At 68.2% G+C, this 25581-nt stretch carries 19 protein-coding genes; 18 read left to right on the plus strand and 1 reads right to left on the minus strand.

The window, feature by feature from the left end; translation table 11 throughout:
• The 18 genes from MHY23_RS02190 to MHY23_RS02275 all read left to right on the plus strand — a co-directional run bounded on the left by MHY23_RS02190 (window position 1) and on the right by MHY23_RS02275 (window position 16489).
• Window positions 1–306 (plus strand): hypothetical protein, encoded by a 306-nt coding sequence (locus MHY23_RS02190; protein WP_239306230.1) that lies wholly within the window; start codon window positions 1–3, stop codon window positions 304–306.
• 28 nt (window positions 307–334) lie between these two features.
• The gene (gene ndk, locus MHY23_RS02195; RefSeq protein WP_034998207.1) at window positions 335–745 is read left to right on the plus strand and encodes a nucleoside-diphosphate kinase; all 411 of its coding nucleotides are present in this window, start codon (window positions 335–337) and stop codon (window positions 743–745) included.
• A 137-nt stretch (window positions 746–882) separates the two neighbouring features.
• Window positions 883–1440, plus strand: coding sequence for a TetR family transcriptional regulator (locus MHY23_RS02200; RefSeq protein ID WP_181888934.1), 558 nt, complete (start codon window positions 883–885; stop codon window positions 1438–1440).
• Between the two features lie 172 nt (window positions 1441–1612).
• Complete coding sequence (locus MHY23_RS02205; protein ID WP_239306231.1) at window positions 1613–4366, plus strand: translation initiation factor IF-2 N-terminal domain-containing protein; 2754 nt, start codon at window positions 1613–1615, stop codon at window positions 4364–4366.
• A 185-nt stretch (window positions 4367–4551) separates the two neighbouring features.
• On the plus strand, window positions 4552–4857 hold the full coding sequence (gene rplU / locus MHY23_RS02210) for a 50S ribosomal protein L21 (RefSeq protein WP_181888932.1): 306 nt from the start codon (window positions 4552–4554) through the stop codon (window positions 4855–4857).
• A gap of 21 nt (window positions 4858–4878) precedes the next feature.
• Window positions 4879–5223: a 50S ribosomal protein L27 gene (gene rpmA, locus MHY23_RS02215; RefSeq protein ID WP_181888931.1), complete on the plus strand. Its 345-nt coding sequence runs from the start codon at window positions 4879–4881 to the stop codon at window positions 5221–5223.
• 92 nt (window positions 5224–5315) lie between these two features.
• Window positions 5316–6821 carry a GTPase ObgE gene (gene obgE / locus MHY23_RS02220; protein WP_239306232.1) on the plus strand — a complete coding sequence of 502 codons (1506 nt, stop codon included), beginning with the start codon at window positions 5316–5318 and terminating at the stop codon, window positions 6819–6821.
• Between the two features lie 40 nt (window positions 6822–6861).
• On the plus strand, window positions 6862–7977 hold the full coding sequence (proB, locus tag MHY23_RS02225; protein ID WP_239306233.1) for a glutamate 5-kinase: 1116 nt from the start codon (window positions 6862–6864) through the stop codon (window positions 7975–7977).
• A gap of 18 nt (window positions 7978–7995) precedes the next feature.
• On the plus strand, window positions 7996–8904 hold the full coding sequence (locus tag MHY23_RS02230; RefSeq protein WP_239306234.1) for a D-isomer specific 2-hydroxyacid dehydrogenase family protein: 909 nt from the start codon (window positions 7996–7998) through the stop codon (window positions 8902–8904).
• Window positions 8905–8919: 15 nt separating this feature from the next.
• Window positions 8920–10206 carry a glutamate-5-semialdehyde dehydrogenase gene (locus MHY23_RS02235; RefSeq protein ID WP_239306235.1) on the plus strand — a complete coding sequence of 429 codons (1287 nt, stop codon included), beginning with the start codon at window positions 8920–8922 and terminating at the stop codon, window positions 10204–10206.
• Window positions 10207–10215: 9 nt separating this feature from the next.
• Window positions 10216–11154 carry a cutinase family protein gene (locus tag MHY23_RS02240; RefSeq protein WP_239306236.1) on the plus strand — a complete coding sequence of 313 codons (939 nt, stop codon included), beginning with the start codon at window positions 10216–10218 and terminating at the stop codon, window positions 11152–11154.
• Window positions 11154–11549: a hypothetical protein gene (locus MHY23_RS02245; protein WP_239306237.1), complete on the plus strand. Its 396-nt coding sequence runs from the start codon at window positions 11154–11156 to the stop codon at window positions 11547–11549. Before MHY23_RS02240 ends, MHY23_RS02245 begins: the two co-directional genes overlap by 1 nt.
• A gap of 6 nt (window positions 11550–11555) precedes the next feature.
• Window positions 11556–12176, plus strand: a complete 621-nt coding sequence (nadD, locus tag MHY23_RS02250) for a nicotinate-nucleotide adenylyltransferase (protein ID WP_239306238.1) — start codon at window positions 11556–11558, stop codon at window positions 12174–12176.
• A gap of 66 nt (window positions 12177–12242) precedes the next feature.
• The gene (gene rsfS / locus MHY23_RS02255; protein ID WP_239306239.1) at window positions 12243–12716 is read left to right on the plus strand and encodes a ribosome silencing factor; all 474 of its coding nucleotides are present in this window, start codon (window positions 12243–12245) and stop codon (window positions 12714–12716) included.
• Window positions 12717–12725: 9 nt separating this feature from the next.
• Entirely contained in the window at window positions 12726–13358 is a 633-nt protein-coding gene (locus MHY23_RS02260) for a histidine phosphatase family protein (RefSeq protein WP_181888917.1), read from the plus strand.
• On the plus strand, window positions 13359–14159 hold the full coding sequence (locus tag MHY23_RS02265) for a DegV family protein (protein ID WP_181888916.1): 801 nt from the start codon (window positions 13359–13361) through the stop codon (window positions 14157–14159).
• Window positions 14160–14261: 102 nt separating this feature from the next.
• Window positions 14262–14906 carry a ComEA family DNA-binding protein gene (locus MHY23_RS02270; protein WP_239306240.1) on the plus strand — a complete coding sequence of 215 codons (645 nt, stop codon included), beginning with the start codon at window positions 14262–14264 and terminating at the stop codon, window positions 14904–14906.
• Between the two features lie 2 nt (window positions 14907–14908).
• Window positions 14909–16489, plus strand: coding sequence for a ComEC/Rec2 family competence protein (locus MHY23_RS02275; protein ID WP_239306241.1), 1581 nt, complete (start codon window positions 14909–14911; stop codon window positions 16487–16489).
• A 43-nt stretch (window positions 16490–16532) separates the two neighbouring features.
• Here MHY23_RS02275 and MHY23_RS02280 read toward each other — a convergent pair whose 3' ends face one another.
• Window positions 16533–25559, minus strand: a complete 9027-nt coding sequence (locus tag MHY23_RS02280) for a Rib/alpha-like domain-containing protein (protein ID WP_239306242.1) — start codon at window positions 25557–25559, stop codon at window positions 16533–16535.
• Window positions 25560–25581: the final 22 nt, after the last annotated feature.

Consider the following 25581-nt stretch of genomic DNA (forward strand, 5'->3'; position numbering starts at 1 on the left):
ATGCGCATCGTGAGTTTTGCCCTGGCCGCCGTGTTCTCCATCGTCGCGGTGGTGGCCGTCTACACCTCTCTGCCCGGATGGGTGGGGACAGTGGCGATCATCGCCGCCGGGCTGTTTCTGGTGCTCGGGTTCTACGAGCAGTACACGCGCCGCGAGGTTGTCGCGCCCGAGCTTGACGACGAGCAGCGCGCCACCGTCAACCGCATGAAGGCGGAGGGCAACTTCCAGCTAGCGGTGCAGCAGGTGCAGCTGTGGTTCCGCAACACCACGCCGGAAGACGCGGCGCGCATCGTGCGCGAGGCTTAACCACGACTTTGGGGTAAGATTTCGGGCTATGACTGAACGCACTCTGATCCTGATCAAGCCCGACGGTGTTGCAAACGGCCACGTCGGCGACATCATCTCCCGCATCGAGCGCAAGGGCCTGAAGCTGGTGGAGCTGGACCTGCGCACCGCAGACCGCGAGACCGCTGAGAAGCACTACGCAGAGCACAAGGACAAGCCGTTCTTCGGCGAGCTGGTGGACTTCATCACCTCCGCTCCGCTGGTCGCCGGCATCGTCGAGGGCGAGCGCGCCATCGAGGCGTGGCGCCAGCTGGCCGGCGGCACCGACCCGGTTGCGAAGGCCACCCCGGGCACCATCCGCGGCGACTTCGCCCTGTCCGTGGCGGAGAACGTCGTTCACGGTTCGGACTCGCCGGAGTCCGCCGAGCGCGAGATCGGCATTTGGTTCCCGAACCTCTAAGTGCACGTAGCCAACACCGCAGCCACCCGGCTGCGGTGTTTTTCACGCCTTGGGCGGGGGGAATTAGAATCACGCGGGATCAATTGTTGTATAAATAGAGTCGCATGTAATCCGCATAGTGAGAAAGGGAGATGGTGGTGGCATCTCGCAGCGAACAGGCACGAGCGGTGGAGAAGCGCTCTGCGATCCTGGATGCGGCGATCGGTCTGCTGCTTTCCGAGGGACTCAAAGGGGTGACGCACCGCCAGGTCGCTGCGGCGGCGTCGGTGCCGGTGGGATCCATCGGCTACTACTACTCCACGCGCGACAAACTTGTGGCTACCTGCTTCGAACGGCTGGAGCAGGGCCGCCGTGACGCGTTCGAACGCGCAACCGCCGAGGGTGAGGCGTTGACAGACCCGGTGAACCTGGCGGAGGCGGCCGTCGCGGTGGTGACGTGTGGCCAGCCGGAGCGGGCGCGCGCCGTGATCTCCGCGTTTGTGGAGGCGCAGCGCGAAACCGGCGAGGTCGGCGACTTTGTCGGCCGCACCCTCAGCGAACTGAAGGAGCTCATCTCCCAGCTGCTGCAGCGCGCCGGCGTGGATTTCAACGCCGCGCGTGTGCTGCAAATCGTGGTGGGCACCGCGCTGACTGAATCCCACGAGAACGCCCCCGTGGCCGCGGTGGCCGACCTTCTGCGACTGGCCGAGAAGTAAACACTGTCCCGCTGTGCCACAATGGGGAGCGCAAGCGCCGCCACGCGACGCTAGGAAACTTTCACATGTACCGCACCGTGGGGTTCGCCGCGCGGCCGCTTCGGCACCGTTTTGCCAGCGCCCGGCCCACCCCGACGGGTTGTGGCTGAGCAAAATTGGAGAGTGACGCACATTGGCTGGTCACAAGAATATTTATGCCGAATTCGACCGCTCCCAGCTCGCGGAGAAAACCCGCGTGTTCACCCTGGCCAAGGCCCTCGGCGTGCCGTCGAAGGAGCTCGTGGTGGCGCTGTCGGAGCTCGGGGTGGTCAAGGTCGCGCAGTCCACGCTGACGCGCGCTGAGAGCGAGCAGCTTCTCGACGCGCTCGCCGACGCCGCCGCCTCAGACACCACCGGCGACGAGACCGCCGACGACGCCGCTGACGAGAAGATCCGCCAGCGCGTGCGCAAGGACGTGGAAAACGAGATCCACCAGATCGAGGAAAAAGTCGAGGCGGACCTGCGCGAGGGCCCGCTGACCGACGTCGAGCCGGAGATCACCCCCGTGCCGGAGGAGACCACCAACCGCGCGCCCGTCTTCAAGGCCCCGGAGCGCAAGCGTCGCCGCGCCACCCGCCAGGCTGCCCCGAGCGAGGAGAAGGAGCCTAAGACTGACGACGAGGCTTCGCCGGAGGACGTCGATAAGCAAGAGCCCGAAGTCATCGAAGAGCCGAAGGCGATCAAGGGCTCCTCGCGCCTGGAGGCGCAGCGCCGCCGCCGCACCGAGAAGCGTGAGGAGCAGCGCAAACGCTCCCGCATTGTCAGCCAGGCGGAGTTTTTGGCGCGCCGCGAGTCCGTGGAGCGTCACATGGTGGTGCGCGAGCGCGACCGCCACGACGGCCACGGCAAGATCACCCAGGTCGGCGTGCTCGAAGACGGGCTGCTGGTGGAGCACTTTGTCACCGCCGAAAGCCAGTCCTCCATGATCGGCAACATCTACCTCGGCCGCGTGCAGAACGTGCTGTCCAGCATGGAGGCCGCGTTCATCGACATTGGGCAGGGCCGCAACGGCGTGCTCTACGCGTCCGAAGTGGACTGGAAATCCGCCGGGCTGGGCGGGCGTTCGCGCCGCATCGAGCAGGCGCTGAAATCCGGCGACCAGGTGCTGGTGCAGGTGACCAAGGACCCAGTCGGCCACAAGGGCGCGCGCCTGACCACCCAGATCTCGCTGGCCGGCCGCTACCTGGTGTACGTGCCGGGCGGGCGCAGCGCGGGCATCTCCCGCAAACTGCCGGCGCCGGAGCGCAAGCGCCTGAAGGAGATCCTGAACAACGTCGTGCCCGGCAAGGGCGGGGCGATCATCCGCACTGCAGCCGAGAACGTGCCGGAAGAGGCCATCGCGGCTGACGTGAATCGCCTGCACAACCAGTGGACCGCCATCCAGAACCAGGCGGAAAAGGAGAAAAGCTCCAAGGGCGCGAAGCCGGTCACCCTCTACGAGGAGCCGAACATCCTGGTCAAGGTCGTGCGCGACCTGTTCAACGAGGACTTTACGTCGCTCATCGTCGACGGGCGCAAGCCGTGGAACACCGTCCACGCCTACGTGCAGTCCGTCGCCCCGGACCTGCTGGACCGCCTGGAGAAGTTCGACCGCTCGAAGCACGACGGCAAGGACGCCTTCGAGGTCCACCGCATCGACGAGCAGCTGCAGAAGGCGCTGTCGCGCACCGTGTGGCTGCCGTCCGGCGGCACCCTGGTTATCGACCGCACCGAAGCCATGACCGTCATCGACGTCAACACCGGCAAATTCACCGGCTCCGGCGGCTCGCTGGAGGAGACGGTCACCTCCAACAACCTGGAGGCCGCCGAGGAGATCGTGCGCCAGATCCGCCTGCGCGACATCGGCGGCATGATCATCATCGACTTCATCGACATGATCCTGCCCGAAAACCAGGAGCTCGTGCTGCGCCGCCTGAACGAGGCGCTCGGCCGCGACCGCACCCGCCACCAGGTCTCCGAGGTCACCTCCCTGGGCCTGGTGCAGATGACACGCAAGCGCCTGGGCAACGGCCTGCTGGAGACCTTCTCCACCGAGTGCGAGTGCTGCGGCGGCCGCGGCATCATCGTCTCCGACGACCCCGTCGAGCACGACCCCTACTCCGAGCGCGGGCGCGAAGAACGCTCCAAGCGCCGTTCGCGTGACGACGAGCACCGCTCCTCCCGCGGCCGCAACAAGCCCGCCGAGGCGGAGCACGACACCGAGCACGACACCGGGCGAGACTCGGGCCGCGACGAGCAGCCGTCGCGCGGTTCGCGCCGCTCCAAGCGCAAGCACCTCAACGAAGACGAGATGGACAACCTGCTCAACTCGATCTTCAGCGACGACAGCGACACCGCTGACGCTGCGGACTCCGGCGCCGACGACGACAGCTCCGAGCCGCGCCGCCGTTCCTCGCGCCGCCGTGGCCGCCGCGGGGGCAACCGTGGGCGCGGCCCGCAGACGGACCGGACGGACCAGACGGACGCGCAGGAGCAGCGCGACGAGCGCCCGGCACGCGAGGAGGACGCCCCGCAGCAGAGCTTCGAGGAGGCGGTGGACGAGTTCGACAACTCGCCGCGCCGCAAGCGCCGCACCCGCGGCAACTCCCGCTCGGATCACCGCCCGCGCCGCGAGGACTACCCGGATGCCGCCGAGGAGACCACCGCAGCAGCAGCCGACTCGGATGCCAAGAAGGTTGAGCCGGCAGAAAAGAAGAAGCCGACGGCGGGCCGCCGGGGCCGCCGACGCGCAGTGCGCAAGTCCAACGCCACGTCCGCCGCAGCCGCCAACGCCCGCGCGGCCGAGAAGGAAAGGCCGAAGAAGGAAGAGGGGCAGGCGGAGCCCCCTCGAGAAGCAAAGGCATCCCCGCGGCGCGGACGCAGGCGCGCCACACGCCGCAGCAGCTAACGCGGTTTGGTAAAGCGCAAGGTGCCGGTGTAGTCTTGCCGAGTCGCTGTTTCGGGGCGTGCCGCCTCGTTGCCTACGCATGCGGGCACGGCAGGCTCACCATCGGCCCCGAAACGCTCAAACTGTTCCATTTCCGCCTCCGAGCATGCAGGGGGCGGGCGAGTAGAGATAAGGGGTAACCCTCTATGTACGCGATCGTCAAGACCGGCGGCAAGCAGTACAAGGTTGCCGAGGGCGACCTCGTCAAGGTCGAGAAGCTTGAGGGTGAAGCAGGCGACAAGGTCGAACTCACCCCGATCCTTCTCGTAGATGGCGCAGACGTCACCTCCGGCGCAGACGCACTGTCCAAGGTCAACGTGACCGCAGAGATCGTCGAGCACGGCAAGGGCAAGAAGGTCGACATTCTGAAGTACAAGAACAAGACCGGCTACAAGGTCCGCCAGGGCCACCGCCAGCAGCAGACCACCGTCAAGATCACCGGCATCAAGTAAACACATAGGAGAATTTGAACAATGGCACACAAGAAGGGTGCATCCAGCTCCTCGAACGGTCGTGACTCTGAGTCCAAGCGCCTCGGTGTGAAGCGCTTCGGTGGCCAGCAGGTCAAGGCCGGCGAGATCCTCGTCCGTCAGCGCGGCACCAAGTTCCACCCGGGCGACAACGTCGGCCGCGGCGGCGACGACACGCTGTTCGCACTGACCGCAGGCTCCGTCCAGTTCGGCATCAAGCGTAAGCGCCGCATCGTCAACATCGTCCCGGCCGACGGCCAGGGCGTCGCTTCCGAGGTCCTCGAGCAGGCCGAGGCAGCAGGCGTTGTCGACGAAGGCACCGCCGAAGAGGCAACCGCCACCGCGTAACCGCGAAGCGTAGGCGCCGCCGGTCCATTCGGGCCGACGGCGCTTTTTGCATATCATCGTCCGTGTCCTAAAGAAAGGCGGGAAAACCCACCATGGCCCAATTCGTTGATCGCGCAACCCTGCACCTGCAAGCAGGCGACGGCGGCCACGGCTGCGCGTCCGTCCACCGCGAGAAGTTCAAACCGCTCGGCGGCCCGGACGGCGGCAACGGCGGGCACGGCGGCGACATCGTGCTTGAGGTGTCCACCCAGGTCCACACCCTGCTGGACTTCCAGTACCGCCCGCACATCAAGTCGCAGCGCGGCGCGAACGGCGCCGGCGACTGGCGCAACGGCGCCCGCGGCGAAGACCTCGTGCTGGAGGTGCCGGTGGGCACGGTGGTGCGCAGCGAGGACGGCGAGGTGCTCGCGGACCTCACCGTCCCGGGCACCCGCTTCATCGCGGCCGAGGGCGGCTTCGGCGGCTTGGGCAACGCCGCCTTGGCGACGGCGAAGCGCAAAGCCCCCGGTTTCGCGCTGAAAGGCGAGCCGGGGGAGGTGCACGACCTGATCCTGGAGCTGAAGTCGATGGCGGATGTGGGCCTGGTCGGGTTCCCGTCGGCAGGCAAGTCGTCCCTCATTTCCGTGGTTTCTGCCGCGAAGCCGAAGATCGCGGACTACCCGTTCACCACGCTTGCGCCGAACCTGGGCGTGGTCAACGTCGGCCACGACACGTTCACCATCGCGGATGTGCCCGGCCTGATCCCGGGCGCGAGCGAAGGCAAGGGCCTCGGCCTGGATTTCCTGCGCCACATTGAGCGCACCGCGGTGCTCGCGCACATCGTGGACGTGGCCACGATGGAGCCGGGCCGCGACCCGATCTCCGACATCGAGGCGCTCGAGCACGAGCTGGACACCTACGCCGACGCCCTCGACATGGACTCCGGCCTGGGCGACCTGCGCGAGCGTCCCCGTCTGGTGGTGCTGAACAAGATGGACATCCCGGAGGCGAAGGAGCTCGCTGAGTTCCTGCGCGCGGACATCGAGGAGAAGTTCGGCTGGCCGGTGTACATGATCTCCACCGCCACCCGCGAAGGCCTGGACGAGCTGAAGTGGGCGCTGTGGGACATCGTCAAACGCACTCGCAAGCAGCGGCGCACGATGCCTATCGACGAGCCACAGGTCATCCGCCCCAAACTCATCGGCCGCCGCCACGACGATGGGGGCGTGGAGGTCGTGCGCGACCCCATGTACCCGGAAGGGTGGCTGGTCACCGGCGAGAAGGTGGAGCGTTGGGTGCGCCAGACGGACTTCGAAAACGACGAGGCCGTCGGCTACCTGTCGGACCGCCTGAACAAGGCAGGCGTGGAAGACATGCTTCGCAAGGCCGGCGCCCACGAGGGCGACACGGTGACCATCGGCGAGATCTCGTTCGACTGGGAACCGTCCATCGGCGGCGACCCGACGCTTGCCGGCCGCGGCCAGGACGCGCGCCTGGGCGGCACGGACCGCACCTCCGCGGCGGAGCGCAAGCGTGCGTCGCAGGCCCGCCGTGGGCTTATCGACGAGTACGACTACGGCACGGGCGAAGAGGCCGACCGCGAGCGCTGGCAGGGCTAGGGCCCTGAGCGGGTTAGCCACAGGCGTAGACTTCACACGCATGACTACGCTTCGCAACCAGATCGCCGCCGCCCGCCGCATTGTGGTCAAGCTGGGTACAAGTTCCCTGGTCAACGCTTCAGGCGAGCTGGATCCGGCGAAGATCGACCGCATCGTGGACGCGATCGAACACCGCATCGCGCGCGGTTCCGAAGTGGTTGTGGTGTCCTCGGGCGCGATCGCGGCGGGCATGGGGCCGCTGGGGCTGAAGGCCCGCCCGCGCGACCTGGCCACAAAGCAGGCGGCCGCGTCGGTGGGGCAGATCCACCTCGCGCAGGTGTGGGGCGCCTCGTTCGCGCGCTACGGCCGCACCATCGGCCAGGTGCTGCTCACACAAAGCGACGCCGGGTCCCGCGAGCGCGCCCGCAACGCGCAGCGCACCATCGACCGGCTGCGGCAGATGGGGGCGGTGCCGATTGTCAACGAGAACGACACCGTGGCCACCTCCGAGATGCGCTTCGGCGACAACGACCGCCTCTCCGCCATCGTGGCCACCCTTGTGTCGGCGGATGCGCTGGTGCTGCTGTCGGATGTGGACGGCCTCTACGACAAAAACCCGTCCGATCCAGGGGCGAAGCTTCTCGACGAAGTCCGCTCCGGCAACGACCTCACCGACGTCGAAGCCGGCGACGGGGGCGTGTTCGGCACCGGCGGCATGGCGGCGAAGGTCTCGGCCGCGCGCCTAGCCACCCGCGGCGGCGTGCCGGTGCTGCTCACTGCCACGGAGAAGATCAAGGAGGCGCTTGGCGCAGCGTCGGTGGGAACCGTCTTCCACACCCGCCCGGAGAGCAAGCTCAATGCCTGGAAGTTCTGGGCCCTCTACGCAGCGGACGCGGAGGGCGTGCTGCGCCTGGACGAAGGTGCGGTCGAGGCGGTCACTCGCGGAGGCACCAGCCTGCTCGCGGTGGGCATCACCGGCATCGAGGGGGAGTTCCACGCCGGCGACATCGTGGAGATCCTTGGGCCGGACTCCGAAGCTATTGGTCGCGGGGAAGTGGCGTACGACGCCTCCGAACTCGCAGAGATGCTGGGACGCCATTCCGACGAGTTGCCTGAACACCAACGCCGCCCAGTCGTCCACGCCGACTACCTGAGCAACTACGCCTCGCGCCTGTAGTAGCTAGTCTGGGCGGGCATGAAGTTCACGTTTTTGCCCAAGCCCAAGGACGAGCCGATCGCAGCCTTGGAGGCGCAGGGCCACCAGCATGTGGCGCTGGAGGACAACCCGGACATGGTCCTCTTCGGCGGCGGCCCGAAGGATTTCCCGGACGAGCTGCCCGAGTCGGTCAAGGTCGTGCAGATCCAGTACGCCGGGGTGGAGAATCTGCAGGACATCTTTGCCAAGCACGCGGCGAACGGCGTGCGTTTCGCCAACGCCGGCGGGCTTTACGACGACACCGTCGCCGAGTCCACCCTCGCCCTGCTTCTCGCCGTGGAGCACCGCATGAAGGCCGTGGACCGCGAGTGGAACAACACACAGCTGTTCAAGGAGAAGCAGTACCTCTTCGACAACAAGAAGCTCGCGATCATCGGCGCCGGCGGCATCGGCAAAACGCTGATCCGTTTCCTTGAGCCGTTCGGTATGGAGATCACCGCCGTGAACCGCTCCGGCAACCCCGTCGAGGGCGCGGATCACACCGTGACACTTTCCGACGACGTCTGGGCAAACCACGACTACTTCGTCCTGCTTGCCCCGCTCACCGAGGAAACCCGCCACATGGTCAACGCGGAGACCATTGGGAAGATGCGGGACAGCGCCGTGATTGTGAATGTGGGGCGCGGGCCGCTCGTGGATACGCAGGCGCTCACGCAGGCACTTGCCGACGGCCACCTGCGCGGCGCCGGCCTGGATGTCACCGATCCTGAGCCGCTGCCCGCCGACCACGAGCTGTGGGGCCTGGACAACTGCGTGATCACCCCGCACGTGGCCAACATCCCGCGCTTTATGGAGCGCCGCATCGGCGGGTTGGCAGCGAAGAACTGGGAGCTTTACGCCGCGGGCGAGAAGATGGCCACAGAGGTCGACGTCGACGCCGGGTACTAGCGCTAGGATTGCCGCATGAGTGCGCAGCAGACTGACCAGCAAAGACAGGCCGAGCGCGAGGAGGTGCTCGCGAAGGCGCGCCGCGCGAAAGAGGTGGCGCCCGAGCTCGCGGCGCTGCCGACCCCGGCGAAGGACGCGGTGCTGCTTGCGGCCACGGCTGCGCTGACGGAGCGCGCCGGGGAGATCCTCGAGGCCAACGCCCGCGACCTGGAGTTAGGTCGCCAAAACGGCCTGGCGGAGTCGGTGCTGGACCGGCTTGCGCTTGATCAAGACCGCATCGAGAGCATCGCCGGCGGCCTGCGCCAGGTGGCGGGCCTGCAGGATCCGGTGGGGGAGGTGCTCACCGGCCGCACGCTGCCCAACGGCATCCAGATGAAGAAGGTGCGCGTCCCACTCGGCGTGATGGGCATGGTCTACGAGGCCCGCCCGAACGTCACCGTCGACGCGTTCGGCCTGGCGCTGAAATCCGGCAACGTGGCGCTGCTGCGTGGCTCGAAGACGGCGCGGTGCTCCAACGAAAAACTGGTCGAGGTGCTGCAGGAGACCCTCGCAGCACACGACCTGCCTCGCGAGGCGGTGCAGCTGCTGCCCTGCGAGTCCCACGATTCGGTCCAGGACCTCATCACCGCGCGCGGGCTTGTCGACGTGGTCATCCCACGCGGCAGCGCCCGCCTCATCGAGGCGGTGGTCACCGGCGCGACCGTGCCCACCATCGAGACGGGCACCGGCAACTGCCACTTCTACATCGACGCCTCCGCCGACGTGGAGAAGGCGGTTGCGATGCTGCTCAACGGCAAGACGCGCCGGGTCAGCGTGTGCAACGCCACCGAAACGGTGCTCATTGACGCCGCTCTCGCGGACGAGGACAAGCGCGCGGTCATCTCGGCGTTGCAGGATGCGGGGGTGGAGGTGCACGGAGACGTCGAGAAGCATCATGCGTTCGGTGCGGACGTTTCGCCTGCAACCGAGGCCGATTTCGCCGAGGAGTACCTCAGCATGGACATCGCGAGCGCCGTCGTGGATGGTGTCGAGGGGGCGATCGCCCACATCGCGCGCTACTCCAGCGGCCACACCGAGGCGATCGCGGCCCAGGACGCACATGCTTTACGACGATTCGCTGACGCCGTGGACGCCGCCGCCGTCGTACTCAACGCATCGACCGCCTTCACGGACGGGGAGCAATACGGCATGGGCGCCGAAATCGGCATCTCCACCCAGAAACTGCACGCCCGCGGACCGATGGCGCTGCCGGAGCTGACCACCACTAAATGGATCCTGGAAGGTACCGGCCAGGTGCGCTAGTCTATCCGCGTGAAAAAATCCCGTTCCTCCTGGCGCGCCCGCTTCGGCCTGTTCGCCACCGCTGTCGCCACCGCCGTGACAGCCACCGTTTCCCCCGTCGCGCCCGTGCAGGAAGCCGACGCGCAAACCCGCTGCCCGGCCGTCGCGGTCATCGCCGCCCGCGGCTCCGGCCAAAACACCCAGATCTACCCCACGCGCTACTCGGGCGGGGCGGCCTGGACCTCCAACGGCTGGGAGGCGGAGACCATCCGCGCCTTCCTCCAGCACGCGGAGCGCCGCTACACCGCCACCCACGGCGGCAACTCGCTGATGAAGGACGTCGAGGTCATCGGCTTGGAGCCGCGCTACTACCCGGCGACGTTCCCGGAGTACGACGTGCCCGAGGTCGCCGTGCCGTCGACGCTGCTGCAGGCGCTCGGCCTTGCCATCCAGTGGGCCAACCCGATGTTCATGATGGCGCGCAGGGCCTCGAACCAGTTCCTGGACTCGGTGAAAATCGGCCGGGGCGGCGTGATGCAGATGATCAACGACTACCAGGGCGCCACCGGCTGCCGCCCGAAGTACATCCTGTCCGGCTACTCCCAGGGCGCGATGATTCTGCTGGAGCACGAGCGTGAACTGGCGCGGCGCGGCCAGCTCGCCGGTGTGGTCTACTTTGGCAACCCGAACACCGCCCCGGGTGACTGGTCCACCGTGGGCGTGCGCGGCGGCGGCGCGGGTGGCATCCTCGGCGCGCTGCCGTTCAACACCAAGACCGCCGCGGCGACCCGCAACCGCGTCAACTACTGCCTGCCGCTGGACGCCGTGTGCGACTTGTCCGTGCAGACGCTGGAGGCCTCCCGCGCCACCGGCGGCAACCACGCCCGCTACTTCCGCTGGAGCTCCCGCTGGGACAACCAAGTCTCCGACGCGTTCGGGCGCTTCGTGGATCAGGTACGGTACGGCTAATGAGGCAGCTAATCCGAACCACCGCCGCCGCGACCGCTTGCGCCGTCGCGCTTTCAGTTGCGCCTGCGGGCGCGGAGACCATCACGCGCGACACCACGCAGCGCGTGACGGTGGAAAAGACCTGCGAGTGGGAAGTGGACGCCAAGGGCAACCCGATCCTGGACGCCAAGGGCAACCCGATCCCGGTGGAGGTGGACGGCAAGCAGGTGTGCAAGGAGCGTGAGGTTGCCGCCGGCTCCTCGAGCAGCGCCAACAAGTGGGCGGACGACACACGCGACGAGCTCGGCATCGGTGCTGTCGTCGGCGTGGTCGGCGCACTGCTCGCGCTGGTGCTCGGCGCCGGACTGCTGTTCATCGAGTCCGTGGACATCCGCATGCTTCCCCCGGCGAGGTAACGGCGCATGACGGAGCACTACGCAGCTTCCTTGGAGCAGGCGCGGCGCATCGGGGTCATGGGCGGCACGTTCGACCCGATCCACCACGGCCACCTGGTCGCCGCCAGCGAGGTGGCGGACCGGTTCAACCTGGACGAGGTCATCTTCGTGCCCACCGGCCAGCCGTGGCAGAAGGCGGGCAAGACCATCAGCCCGGCGGAAGACCGCTACCTGATGACGGTGATCGCCACCGCCTCCAACCCGCGCTTTTCCGTCTCCCGCGTCGACATCGACCGCGACGGGCCGACGTACACCATCGATACGCTGCGGGACTTGCGCGAACAGTTCCCGGACGAGGAGCTGTACTTCATCACCGGCGCCGACGCGCTGGCCTCCATCATGTCCTGGCACGACTGGGAGGAGATGTTCCAGCTCGCCGAGTTCGTCGGCGTGACCCGCCCCGGCTACGAGCTGCGCGAGGACATGCTGCCGGCCGACATCCAGGAGCGCGTGCACCTGGTGGAAATCCCGGCGATGGCCATCTCGTCTACCGACTGCCGCGAGCGTGCCGCCGAGGGCCGGCCCGTGTGGTACCTCGTGCCGGACGGGGTGGTGCAGTACATCACCAAAAACGCTCTCTATGCCTAAGTAGCACTCTTAGGCCGTGTCGTGGGACAATGGCGGGGTCTGTCCAACCAACGAAGGGTTTGCCACTTGACCGCTCCGCAGATCTCCATCGACCGGGCCAAGATTGCCGCCAAAGCGGCAGATGAAAAGCTTGGCAAGAACATCGCTGTTATCGACGTTTCCAACGTCATGGCCATCACGGACGTGTTCGTGATCGTCTCCGCCGACAACGAGCGCCAGGTCGCCGCCATCGTCCAGGAGGTCGAAGACGACCTGACGGATGAGGGAGTGGAGCCGAAGCGCCGCGAGGGCAACCGCGAAAACCGCTGGGTGCTGCTGGATTACGGCAACTTCGTCGTGCATATCCAGCGCGAGGCAGAGCGCGAGTTCTACGGCCTGGACCGCCTGTACGCGGACTGCCCGGCCATTGAGGTCGAGGGCCTGGAGCCCTACGAGCGCCCCGCCACCTTCGGCAACGAGGCCGAGCTGCGCGAGGCGCAGAACATCGAGGACCTGCCGCTGGCCGGCGACGGCCCGGCCGCCGCAGACGACGAGTTCTAGGCGTCGCGCATGCAACGACGTTTGATCCTGCTGCGCCACGGCGAAACGGAGTACAACGCCACCTCCCGCATGCAGGGGCAGCTGGACACCGTGCTCTCCGAACGCGGTGTGAACCAGGCCCACGCCGCCGCCAAAGAGCTGCGTGACCTGGGTATTTCCAAGATTATCTCCTCCGACCTCGTGCGCGCGAAAAACACTGCTGACGTGGTGGCGGCGGATTTGGGGTTGACTGTAGACGTCGATAAGCGGCTGCGCGAAACACACCTCGGCGACTGGCAGGGCAAAACCCACACCGAGGTGGACACGGAGCACGAAGGTGCGCGGGCGGTGTGGCGCACCGACGCGACGTGGGCGCCGCCGCGCGGGGAAAGCCGTCTCGAGGTGGCGGCGCGCGCGCAGGCCGTGGTGGACGAGTTGATGCGCGACTACGACGAGTGGGACAACTCCGCCGTGCTTTTGGTCTCCCACGGCGGCACCATCGCCGCGCTGACCGCGTCGCTGCTGGGCTTCGTGGTGACGCAGTACCCCGCGATCAAGGGGCTGGGCAACGCGAACACGGCGCGGCTGGTGGCGATGCCGCGCCTGGACGAACCGGCGAAGATCCGCTGGTTCCTCGAAGCCTGGAACCGGGGGCTGAACTAAATGGCAGTGCGCGTGGTGGTGGATTCCTCGGCGGGGCTGCCGCCCGAGGTCGTCCGCGAGCTGGACATCACCGTCGCCGACATGCACGTCATGGGCAGCGGCGAGGACAGGGGCACCTCCGGGTTGTCCTCGCTGGAGCTTGCGGCCTGCTACGCGCGCCAGCTGGAGCGCGGCGGCGACGACGGGGTGATCGCGCTGCACCTGTCCAAGGCGCTGTCGTCGACGTGGTCCGCGGCCGTGGCGGCGTCCGCGGTGTTTCCCGGCACGGTGAAAGTGGTGGAGACGGACGCGGCCGGCATGACCATCGGCGCGGCCGCCATGGCCGCCGCCACCGTGGCCCAGGAAGGCGGGGACTTGGCGGCGTGCGAGGCGATGGCGAAATCGACGCTCGCCCGCTCCGAGACGTGGGTGTACCTGCACCAGCTCGACGACCTGCGCAAATCCGGGCGCCTGCCTACCGGCACCGCGGTGCTCTCCGCGGCGCTTCTGGCTAACAAGCCGATTTTGCGCATCCACGACGGCAAGCTGGAGCTTGCCGGCAAGACCCGCACCCAGTCGAAGGCGTTTGCCAAGCTCACGGAGCTGGTGGTGGAGCGCGCCGAGGGGCAGCCGGTGTTCGCGGCGATCCAGCACGCGGACGCCGAGGAAGCGGCCGAGCAGCTGGCATCTTCGCTTGAGGCGGAGTTGCCGGAGGGCTCGCGGGTGATGTGCGAGCCGCTTGTCGACGTCCTCGCGGTCCACACCGGCCCCGGCGCCATTGGGCTGTCGGTTGTCTTTTCTTCTCGGGAATCTGCCCAGTAGGTGTGGATAACCCGCCCTGATTGGTGACGCCGCAACAACGTTATCCACAGGTTTGCGGGTGGGGGCTTCCGGTGCGGGGGTTCTCGGCTTAGCGTGCCGGGCATGAACGCCATCGACCGTCTCCAGGAGCTCACCCGGCCCACCGGGGAAGAGGACCTCCTGGCCGTGCGCTATCCCGCGCCGCGTGTGTCCGTGCCGGTGAAGCCGGCCGCCGCGGCGGTGGTCGCGCTGCTGGTTGTAGTGGGTGCGTGGGCGCTGCTGCGTGGCGGCGGCGGGTCGGATGAGGACGTTTCGTGGGAGCAGGTGGCCTCGCCGACGGAGGTCAGGGGGGTGGTAGTCGTGGCCGTGGTGGGGGAGGTGGCCAACCCGGGGCTGATGACGCTGAACCAGGGCTCCCGTATCGCCGACGCCCTGCAGATCGCGCAGCCGCTGCCGCACGCGGATTTGTTGGCGCACAACCAGGCGCAGCTGCTTGTGGACGGCCAGCAGATCCACGTCCAGGCCGTCGGCGCCGCGCCCCCGGCAGGCGGCGGAGGAGCGGCCGCGCCTGACGCTGGAACGGTGTCGCTGAATAACGCGTCTGCCTCCGAGCTGACCGCGCTGCCCGGGGTGGGGGAGGCGACCGCGGCGGCGATCGTGGCCCACCGCGAGGCCAACGGGCCGTTTACCGCGGTGGAGCAGCTCATGGACGTCCGCGGCATCGGACCCGCGAAGTTCGAGGCCATGCGTGACATGGTGGGGCTGTAGCGGTGTCGGAGCTGCGGCTGGTGCCGGCGGCGCTGGCGGTGTGGGCCGCGGCGGCGTGCTGCGTCCTGTTCGGGGTGTGGGCGGCGCTTTTTGTTGTCGGGGTCCTCGCCGCCGGCTGCCTGCTCGCGCGCGAGTATGGCCAGGGGGTGCTGACCGCGGGCCTCGGCGCGGCGGCGACGCTCACGGCGGCGGTGCGCAAACACGCAAGCGTCTCCGCCTCCGAGATCGTGGGCACCGTCAGCGGCACCCCGAAGCAGACCGAGTCCGGCGCCTACCTGGTGCGGGTGAAGGTGCCCGGCCAGCCGTCGACGACGCCGGTGTTCGCAGACGACCTGCCCGACGGTGCGGTCGCCGGCGCGCACGTGGTGGGCCGCGGCGTGTCCAAGGAATCTGGCGTGCCGGGTGTCAACCCGTTCGTGCTCAACGGCGACATCGAGGTCCTTGGCCCGCCTCGCGGATTAGCGGCGTTCGCCCACCACGTGCGCACGACTTTCGCCGCGGCGGTGGAGGCGCAGGTGGGCGAGAGTGCGCGCGGGCTCATTCCGGGCATGGTGCTTGGCGACGTTTCCCTGCAACCGCCAGCCGAACAACAGATGTACATCGACACAGGCCTGTCACATTTGTCCGCCGTGTCCGGGGCGAACATCGCGATCGTGGCCACCTTCGCCACCGTGGCGGCGGCCGCAATTGGGGCGGGGCTGCGCGGCAGGATCGCCGCCTCGGCGGTCGCGCTTTTGATCTACGCCGCGCTGGTGGGCCCGGAGCCGAGCGTGCTGCGCGCCTCGGTGTCCGGCCTGGTGGGGCTTGTGGCGGTGCTCGCCTCCCGTCAGGCAGAGCCCGTCCACGCGCTGTGCCTGTCGGTCATTGGGTTGGTGCTGGTGGATTCGGACCTTTCGGTGCACTACGGGTTCGCCCTGTCGGTGGCGGCGACGGCGGGCATCGTGGCGCTCTACCCGCTGTTGTACCGCGCGCTGGCGGTGACTGGCTGGCCGGACATCCTCGTCCGCGCCCTTGCTGTGGCGGTGGCGGCGGACCTGGCCACCATGCCCATCGTGGCGATGATGGCCGGCAAAGTCTCGCTGGTCTCGGTCGGTGCCAACGTGCTGGTCGCACCCGTGGTGGGCCCGGTGACGGTGCTGGGGCTCATCGCGGCGGTGGCGTCGCTTTTGCCCGGCGGGCTGGAGGTGCCGGTGCTGTGGTGCGTCGAGCCGTTGGCGTGGTGGGTGCACACGGTCGCGAGAATCGGCGCGGGGCTGCCCAGCGCGACGGTGGCGGCCGCCCCCTTGACTGCACTGGTGGTCTATGGGTGGGTGCTCGCCGGATTTCTGGCGGGCCGGCCGCGCGCCACGGTTTGCGCTGCTGTCGTCGGGCTGGCGCTGTTTGTCGCGCCGGGCGAGCCCGCGCCCGTCGACCCGACGGGGCTTCGCGCCCACGTCGTGGAGACCATCGAAAATGCGGAGCCGGTGCCGGAGTGGGCGCAGATCGTCGTCGTGCTGGAGGGCGGCCCACCGCGAGGCCGACCTGTGGCCACGCGCGAGGGGATCCCCGTCATCTTCCCCAACGAAAACGCAGAAGACGCCTGACCCGCGACGCATCGTCGCGAGTCAGGCGTCCTGACCCCGAGTACTACTTACTGCTGGACTCGGAGCTCAGCTGCTCGCCCGGGGTGCAGTTTTCCCACAGGAGTGCGGAAGCGAGCACGACCACCGCGACAGCGCCGGCGCCGCCGATGACGGTGCCGTATTCGCGGCCGAACTCCTGCAGCTGGCGGTTGATGCTCTCAACCTGGTCGACAACGTCCTGGTTGTACACGCCCACCTTTTGCTGCAGCTGGGTGTTAGCGTCGCGCAGCGCGGCGCTGACCTGCTGCGACATCTCGTCGACCCACGGTAGGTGCACCTGCGAGCCGAGCGCGATCGGGATCAGCGCCAGCAGCGGCAGGCCGAAGCCGACGCCCGTGGCGATGCAGCGCCCGCGCTCCTCCTCCGTCAGCTCGGAAGAGCCGGACGGTGCGGGAGTCTCAGTGGTGCCGCCAGTGCCGTCTGTGACCGTGACCTCGATGGTGGCCTTTGTCGGCTCTTTGTCGGGGCGGGTGATTTCCACCTCGACCGGGTAGGTGCCCGGGGTGGTGTCTTCCGGCGGGGTGATCACGACGGTGCCGTCGGGTTTGACCTCGACCCAGTCCGGCGTTTCCGGTGCCGGGGTGACGGTGGTGCCGTCCGGCAGCGTCGGCGTCGGGACCTCGGTGGTGTCGCCCGGGGTGACGGTGACCTCCGGCGGGTAGCCGCTGTTCGGCTGCTCCGGCTCGGCGGTGTTGTCTGTCACCGTGACCTCGATGGTGGCCTTGGTCGGCTCCTTGTCGGGGCGGGTGACTTCGACTTCGACCGGGTAGGTGCCCGGGGTGGTGTCTTCCGGCGGGGTGATCACGACGGTGCCGTCGGGTTTGACCTCGACCCAGTCCGGGGTTTCCGGTGCCGGGGTGACGGTGGTGCCGTCCGGCAGCGTCGGTGCGGGGACCTCGGTGGAGCCGCCCGGGGTGACGGTGACCTCCGGCGGGTAGCCGCTGTTCGGCTGCTCCGGCTCGGCGGTGTTGTCTGTCACCGTGACCTTGATGGTGGCCTTTGTCGGCTCTTTGTCGGGGCGGGTGACTTCGACTTCGACCGGGTAGGTGCCCGGGGTGGTGTCTTCCGGTGGGGTGATCACGACGGTGCCGTCGGGTTTGACCTCGACCCAGTCGGGCGTTTCCGGTGCCGGGGTGACGGTGGTGTCGTCAGGCAGCGTCGGTGCGGGGACCTCGGTGGAGCCGCCCGGGGTGACGGTGACTTCCGGCGGGTAGCCGCCGTTCGGCTGCTCCGGCTCCGTGTCGGTGCCGGCCGGCACGGATGCCGGGTCGAACGGGTTCGAGCCCTTGGCTACTTCGTCCTCGTTGGACACGCCGTCGCCGTCCCAGTCGGAAACCTGGGACATCGGCGTGCCGTCGACAGCCACGAGCGTGAACCGTGCGGTGACATCCTCGTCGGCGGGGACGCCCGGGCGGTAGGTGACGGTGACGTCGGCGGAGGCGTCGAAAAGCGATGCGAGCTCCGCGATCGACTCCTTGCCGGTGTACATCTTCGCCAGCGTCTCCAGCGTCGGCCCGACTGCGGTGATGTTGCCGTGCGCGTCCGGGTCGGAGATGTGCCACAGCCCGTTGTGGTCGTGGGCCGCGGTGATGTGGGCCTCGGACACGTCCGGGACAACCTCGAAGGTCAGCAGCGCGGTGCCGGAGCCGCCGAGTGCCGCGGCGACAGGATCGCCGTAGCTCGGGTTGTAGGCCATCCCCGCCGTGACACGGATTTCCTCCGTCTCGTAGGAGCCGTCCGGGTAGCGGATGGTCGCGGTGGTCGTGAACACGTCGCCGGGCTTCGCGTCCGCAGGCACGGTGAAGTACACAGTGCCGTCGTCGGCGATGACGAACTCCGGGTTGTCCACGGTGAACGTGGTGCCGGCCGGCAAGGAGCGGTCGCCGACCTGCGGCAGGGTCACACGCGCGCCCGGCTGGGCGTGGGTCTGGTCCCAGAACGGCGTGTGCGTGGTGGCCAGGGACTGGCCCACGGTGAGGGTGGTCTCAACGACGTCCTTCGTGCCGTCCGGGTACGTCACGGTGACGGACACGGTTTGCTCGCCGGGCACGGAGGTGTCCGGTTCAGCGGTCCACTCGATGTGGGTGCCCGGCGGGAAGGCGTCGGCGTTGACGACGGCGGTGGCGGCCGCAGGGGCCTCCACAAACTGCTTCGTGAACACCGGGCGGGTGTCGGGCTGGTAGGACTCGTTCATCGGCGTCGCAGGAGCCTCCACGACGGTGACCTCGACCGACACGCGGTCCTCGGTTGTGTCCGGGTAGGTCACCACCACCGTCGCGGGGACGGTGCCCGGCTTGGAGGTGTCGGGCTCTTCATCCCAGGTGATGGTGGTGCCGGCCGGCAGGTCGGAGGCGTTTTTGATTGCGGTGGCGGCGTTCGGCGCGGGTTTGTCCACCACGGCCTGGATGCCCTGCCCCTGCGGGTCCTGCTGCTCGGCCTGGCTTGCAACGTCGATGGTGACATCGACGGTGTCCGTGGAGCCGTCCGGGTAGGTCACCACCACGGTGGCGTCCTTCGCGCCCGGGGTGGAGGTGTCCGGCGCGGACTTCCAACCCGTAGTGGTGCCGGCCGGCAGGTCGGAGGCGTTGGCCACGGAGTTGCCGGCCTGCGGCACGTCGCCGCTATTGACGGTCTGGTCCTGGCCCACCGGGTCGTGCTGGTCCGCCATGGAGCCGACGGCAACGTGGACGTTGACCTTGTCGGTGGTGCCGTCCGGGTAGGTCACCACCACCGTCGCGTCCTTCGTGCCCGGGGTAGAGGTGTCCGGCGCGTCCTCCCAAGTGATCGTGGTGCCCTCGGGGAGCAGCTCCGGGTTGGCAATAGACGCGGACGCCTCAGGGGCCTCGCCCTCCTTCACGGACTGGTCCTTACCGACCGGGTTGAACTGCTGCGATTGCTCGCGGACCTCAACCTTGACCTTGATGGTCTCGGTGGAGCCGTCCGGGTAGGTCACCAGCACCTCGGCGTCCTTGGTGCCCGGCGCGGACACGTCCGGCTCGGTCTTCCAGGTCACCGTGGTGCCGGCGGGCAGCTCGGCAGCGTTGACGATCGAGCCGGTGGCCGCCGGCACCTGCCCGTGGTTGGTGCTCTGCGGCTGGCCCTCTGGGGTGAACTGGTCGGCCTGGGAGCGCACGACGACGGTGACGTCGACCTTGTCGGTGGTGCCGTCGGGGTAGGTCACCACCACCGTGGCGTCCTTGGAACCCGGGGTGGAGGTGTCCACCGGCTGCTCGAACTCGTAGTGGGTGCCGGCCGGCAGGTCGGAGACGTTGTCAACGGAAGCGCGCGGCACGACACCGTCGCCGACGTTGACCGTCTGTTCGGCGGGTTTCGGCTCGTACTGCTCGTTCATCGGGGTTTTCGGTGCCGCGACGACGTGGACGGTGACCGGGACGCGGTCGACCGTGCCGTCGGGGTAGGTCACCAGCACCACTGCCGGGACGTCGCCCGTGGCGGAGGTGTCGGGGGCCACCGACCAGGTGTAGGTGGCGTCGGCGGGCAGGTCCGCCACGTTGGCGATGGCGGTGCGGGCCGGCGGCGCGTCCACGCCTTCGACGGCGGTGATGTCCTGGCCGGTCGCGTCGTGCTGGTCGGTGTGGGTGCGCACGATGACCTTCGCCGGCACGCGGTCCACGGAGCCGTCCGGGTAGGTCACCACCACTACGGCGTCCTTCACACCGGAGGTGGAGGTGTCCACCGGCTGTTCCCAGCTGAGGTTCGTGCCCTCCGGCAAGTCGCCGGTGAGGGAGTTGCGCGGGTCGGCGGAGTCGCCCTGGTTAACCACCTGATCGGTAGAGGTGGGCTCGTGCATCGCGGCGTCGTCGCGCACCCGCACCACGACCGGGAGGGTCTCGGAGGTGCCGTCGGGGTAGGTCACCAGGACCTCGCCGGTCTTCTGGCCGGGCGAGGAAGTGACGGGCGCGGTCACCCAGGTGATCTCGGTGCCCTCGGGAAGATCGCCGGCGTTGTCGACGGAGTCGGCAGCGGCCGGTTCTGCGCCCTTGTCCACCACCTGCAACCCCGCGTGCGGGGTGTACTGCTGCTCGTTGGAGCGGACGTTCACGCTGACGCTGACGGTCTCGGAGGTCCCGTCCGGGTATTCCACGCGCACGACGGCGTCTTTCACGCCGGCGCTCGAGGTGTCCGGCGCTGTCTCCCAGGTCAGCTTGGTGCCCACCGGCAGCGAATCCGGGTGGACGATGGAGGCGGCGGGCGCCGGCTCGTCGCCGATGTTGACGGTCTGGGTCCTGCCGGCCGGTGCGTAGTACTGCTCGTCGGTGCGCACGCTGACCTTGACGGCAACGCGGTCGACGGAGCCGTCCGGGTAGGTCACCAGCACCACCGCGTCCTTGGTGCCGGACGTCGAGGTGTCCACGGGGGATTCGAAGGTGAAGGTGGTGCCTTCCGGCAGGTCGCCTGCGTTGCTTATCGACGCCTCCGGGTCCACCGCAGCATCCCTGTTCACCGTCTGCGGCTGGGCCTTCGGCTCGTTCGCGTCCGCAAGCGAGCTGACCACAATCTGGGTTGTGACCACCTCGGAGGAGCCGTCCGGGTAGGTGACGGTGACAGCGACGTCTTGGACGCCGGGCTTGGTGGTGTCCGGCTGCGTCTCCCAGGTGTAGGTCGCGCCGGGCAGGTCGCCGGCGTTCGCGATGGAGTCCTCCGGGCGCAGGTCCTTGGCGCCGTTTTCCACAGTGCGCACCTTGGGTGCGGGGGCGAGGGTGTCGGCCTGCGGGCGCACGGTGACGGTGACGTCGACGGTGTCGGTGGAGCCGTCCGGGTAGGTCACCTTCACCGTGCCGGGCTTGTCGCCGGGGGTGGAGGTGTCGGGGGCGCTGTCCCACTCGACCTTGGTGCCTGCCGGCAGGTCGGCAAGGTTGCCGATGGACGCGGCCGCGTCCGGGGTGGCGCCGTTGTCCACGGTCTGTTCCGCGGCGGTGGGGGCGTAGTCGTCGGCAAGCGGGGTGACCGTGACGGTCACGGTGATGGTGTCGACCGTGTCGTCCGGGTACACCACCCGCACCTCGACGTTGTCGAACGTGCCGGGTTTGTCCGTCGACGGCGGGTTGACGAACTCGAAGTGCGTGCCGGCCGGCAGCGAGTCCGCATTCGCCACGGCAGTGCGGGCGTCGAGCGCATTCTTCGCCTTGACCGTGACGTCTTGGCCGTTGGGGTCGTTGGTCGTGTTCATCGGCGCTGCTGGCTTCGGCGTCACGTTGACCTGCACCGGCACGTCCTCGGTGGAGCCGTCCGGGTAAGTCACGCGCACCACCGCGTCCTGGGTGCCGGACGACGAGGTGTCAGGTTCGGTGGCCCAGGCGAACGTGGTGCCGGCGGGCAGGTTGCCGATGTTGGTGATCGCCGACTCGGGGTACGCCTTCGCACCTTCGACCACGTCGATGGTCTGGCCCTCAGGCGTGTTGGTGTCCGACTGCGGGCGCACCGTCACGGTCTTGGTGACCTTTTCGGTGGAGCCGTCCGGGTACGTCACCACCACGGTGACCTGCTGCTGCCCCGGCTTCGAGGTGTCCACGGGGTTTTCCAGCGCCAGGGTGGTGCCTTCCGGCAGGTCGGCCTCGTTAGTCAGCACGTCTTCCGGGGTGACTGCTTGGCCGTTGTCGACGGTGATGTCGGCGCCCTTCGGGTCGGTCGTGTCCGAAAGCGGGCGCACGGTGACCTTCACCGGCACTGTGTCCACGCTGCCGTCGGGATAGGTGACGATGACGTTGGTGGTGTACGTGCCGGGTTTGTCGGTCGACGGTTGCGTTTCAAAGGCGAACTTGGTGCCCTCCGGCAGGTCGCCGGCGTTGGTGATGGAGTCCTTCGGGTCCAACGTGCTGCCGTTGTCCACGGTCCGCTCCTGGCCCTCGGGGTTAAGCGCGTCGGCCTGCGTGCGCACGACCACGTTCACCGGGACCTTTTCGGTGGACCCGTCAGGGTAGGTGACCACCACGACGGCGTCCTTCGAACCCGGGGAGGAGGTGTCGGGTGCGCTCTCCCAGGCAATCTTGGTGCCCTCCGGCAGCGACCCTGCGTCCGCGATGGAGTCTTCCGCCTTCGGGGTGGCGCCGTTGTCGACGGTTTGCGTCTTCGCCGCCGGGGCGTACTGGTCCGCCTGGGTGCGGACCTCCACCTGCACCTTGACTTCGTCGGTCGTGCCGTCGGGGTAGGTCACGCGCACCACGCCGTCCTTGGTGCCCGGCGTGGAGGTGTCCGGGGTGGTGGCCCATTCGATGCGGGTGCCGTCGGGAAGCTGCTGGTTCGGCAGCAGGGACAGCGCCGGGTCGAGTTCCGTGTTCTGGTCCACCACCTGCACCGCGGGCTGCGGGTCGTACTGCTCGTTTTGCGCCGTCACCGTGACCTTCACGGGGACCTTGTCCACGCTGCCGTCCGGGTAGGTCACCACCACGACGGCGTCCTTAGTGCCCGGCGTGGAGGTGTCCGGCGCCTTCTCAAAGGCGAAGGAGGTGCCTTCCGGGAGGTCGCCTGCGTTGCTTATCGACGCCTCCGGGTCCACCTCAGCCCCATTGTCCACCGTCTGCTGCGTTCCGGACGGGTCGAACTGCTCCGCCTGGGAGCGCACGTGCACCGTCACCGGCACGCGGTCCACGGTGTCGTCGGGGTAGGTGACAATAACGTAGGCCTGCTTGTCGCCGGACGTGGAGGTGTCCACCGGCGACTCGAAGCGGTAGAACGTGCCGGTCGGCATGTCGTCGGCGTTGGCGATGGAAGCGCGCGCGACCGGAGTGTCGCCCAGGTTCACCGTCTGGTCCTGGCCGGCCGGGTCGTTGGTCTGGTTCAGCGGCTTCGTAGGCGCCGGGGTGATGCGCACTGTCACCGGCACGCGGTCCACGGAGCCGTCGGGGTAGGTCACAACCACCACGGCTGGGACGTCGCCGACGTTGTCGGTGGAGGGAGCCTTCTCCCAGGTGTACGTCGCATCGCCGGGCAGGTCCACCACGTTCGAGATGGCGGAGCGGGCCTCCGGCGCGGACGTGCCCACGACAGCCTCGGTGGTCTGGCCCTGCGGGGTGAACGTGTCCGCCTGCGCGGTCGGATTGACCGTGACGGCGGCGTAGACCGTCTCCTGGGAGCCGTCCGGGTAGACCACCTGCACGGGGATCTTGTACTCGCCCGGTTTGGTGCCCGCGGGCGGGGTGGCGGTGAACCCGCCGGTTCCCGCGTCCGACGCGGGCTGCGTGGTCCAGCCGGAAACGGGGTTTCCGGAGGCATCGACAGGCGTGCCGTACGTGAACTTCGTGCCGGCCGGCACGGACGTGTCCGTCTGGTTGAGGGTGACCGCGCTGCCGGGGAAAGTTTCCTTGGCGGGGTAGGCCGGCTGGCTCACCGCGTTTTGGCCCTTGGCCACAAGGAAGGAGTCGGAGGCGAGCAGGTCGCCGACGCCGCTGTACAGCGTTGCGGAGTACACGGTGCCGGCGGCCGCAGACGGGTCCGAGGACACCTGGAAGGTGCACGCGTTTGCGTCGGCGAGGGAGGACACCGGGCATTCCTTGACCACCTTGCCGGTGGTTTCATTGCGCCAGACAATGCGGTTGCCCTGCACCGGCGGGAGGGTGCCGGTGACGTTGAGCTGCGCGGTGCCGCCCAGCGGCGCAGGGTTGAGCAACTGGTCGTAGTTGGTGATGTCCAGCTTCACCGGGCCGTAGGGCAGGACCGCGAAACCGAAGTTGTAGAAGTTGTCCGGCGCCGGGTTCATGCCCGGCACAATTGCCGCGGCCGGGCGGGGCGCTTCGCCTGCGTTGTCGTTGTACTTCTGGAACACGGGGGTGGGGAACGGCGAGTAAGCGTTGACCTGCTGGCCGTTCGGGTCCGTGACCCACATGTACATGCGCGAGTTGCCGGTGAGGTCCTTGTAGCCGGTGCGCAGGGTGTACTGTCCGTTCGCGTCGGTTTTGCCGGTGACGGTCACCGCGATCGGCTCTTTGCCAGCTGCCCGCATGTCCTTGAGCATGGCCTGGATCGCGCCGGCGCGCTGCGCCAGCGTGATCTTGGAGTCGTTTTCGATCGCCTCGACACGTTTCTGAGCCTCCGGAGTCAGCACCGAAGCGAAGACGTTGTAGCCCTCGAGGTTGGTGTCGCCGTCGCCTGTGTTGCGGGTGGGCGGACCGACCGTGCGGTCGCCCTTGAGCGTGTCCATCCACACAAAGCCGGAGATAGTGTCCGTCACCGACAAGGTGACGGCCGGGTTGGACAGTGGGCCGAGCGGGTCCACCTTGACGTTGGGGGCGGACATGTAGTTCTTGGCGGGGTCCACCGCCTCTGTGAGGAAGATGCCGGTGCGCTGCATGTTGGTGCCGACCAGCTGGAACATGCCGGACGCGTCCGCCGGGTACTGGCCGGAGCCCGGGGCAACTCCAACCCAGGAGTTGGGCACGATGCCGCCGGATTGGCGGGTGTAGACGTACGGGTTTCCGGTCTCCGGGTTGACCAGGTCTTTCTCCGCCACCCACAGGCGGTAGGCCTGCTGGCCGTTGCCCACGCCGGAGGCGTCGAATAGGTGGGGATTGCCGTTGGCGTCGTAGAAGGAGACGTAGTTGCCCTTTTTGTCCTTGACCAGGTTGCCCTTGGCGTCGCGCATGCGGAGGTCGAAGGCATACGCGCCGGCATCCTGCCCTGCCAGGCGCTGGGACTGGGCCGCGTAGACGGGCGAAAGCGTGCCGTCCTTGTCGCGGAACTGCATGAACACCGTCACGCCGTTGAGACCCATGGTGTCGGAGATGCTCGACGGCGCGGTCGTTTCCATCACGCCGACGCGCCCCGATAGCAGGTTTGCGGCATTGGTGAGGTCGATGGCGCTGTTGACATAGCCGTTTTTGATCGCGTCTGCGTCAATCGTTCCGGCCGGGGCAGCCCACTTCGGGTCGGCAGGGTTGCTGTTAGTGACGGCTTCGGCGTCGGGGGTGGACTCCGGGGAGACCACCGCGTGGGTGAGTGGGGCAACGGTGGCGATGGCGAGTGCGGCGGCCGCGATGGACGTGCCGCGGTGGCGGGAAGTGACGTGCGTGCTCAAAAGAGGGGGTCCTTTTCCGTTT

The sequence above is a fragment of the Corynebacterium sp. ACRQP genome, assembly GCF_022345915.1.
Classification (GTDB): domain Bacteria; phylum Actinomycetota; class Actinomycetes; order Mycobacteriales; family Mycobacteriaceae; genus Corynebacterium; species Corynebacterium lehmanniae.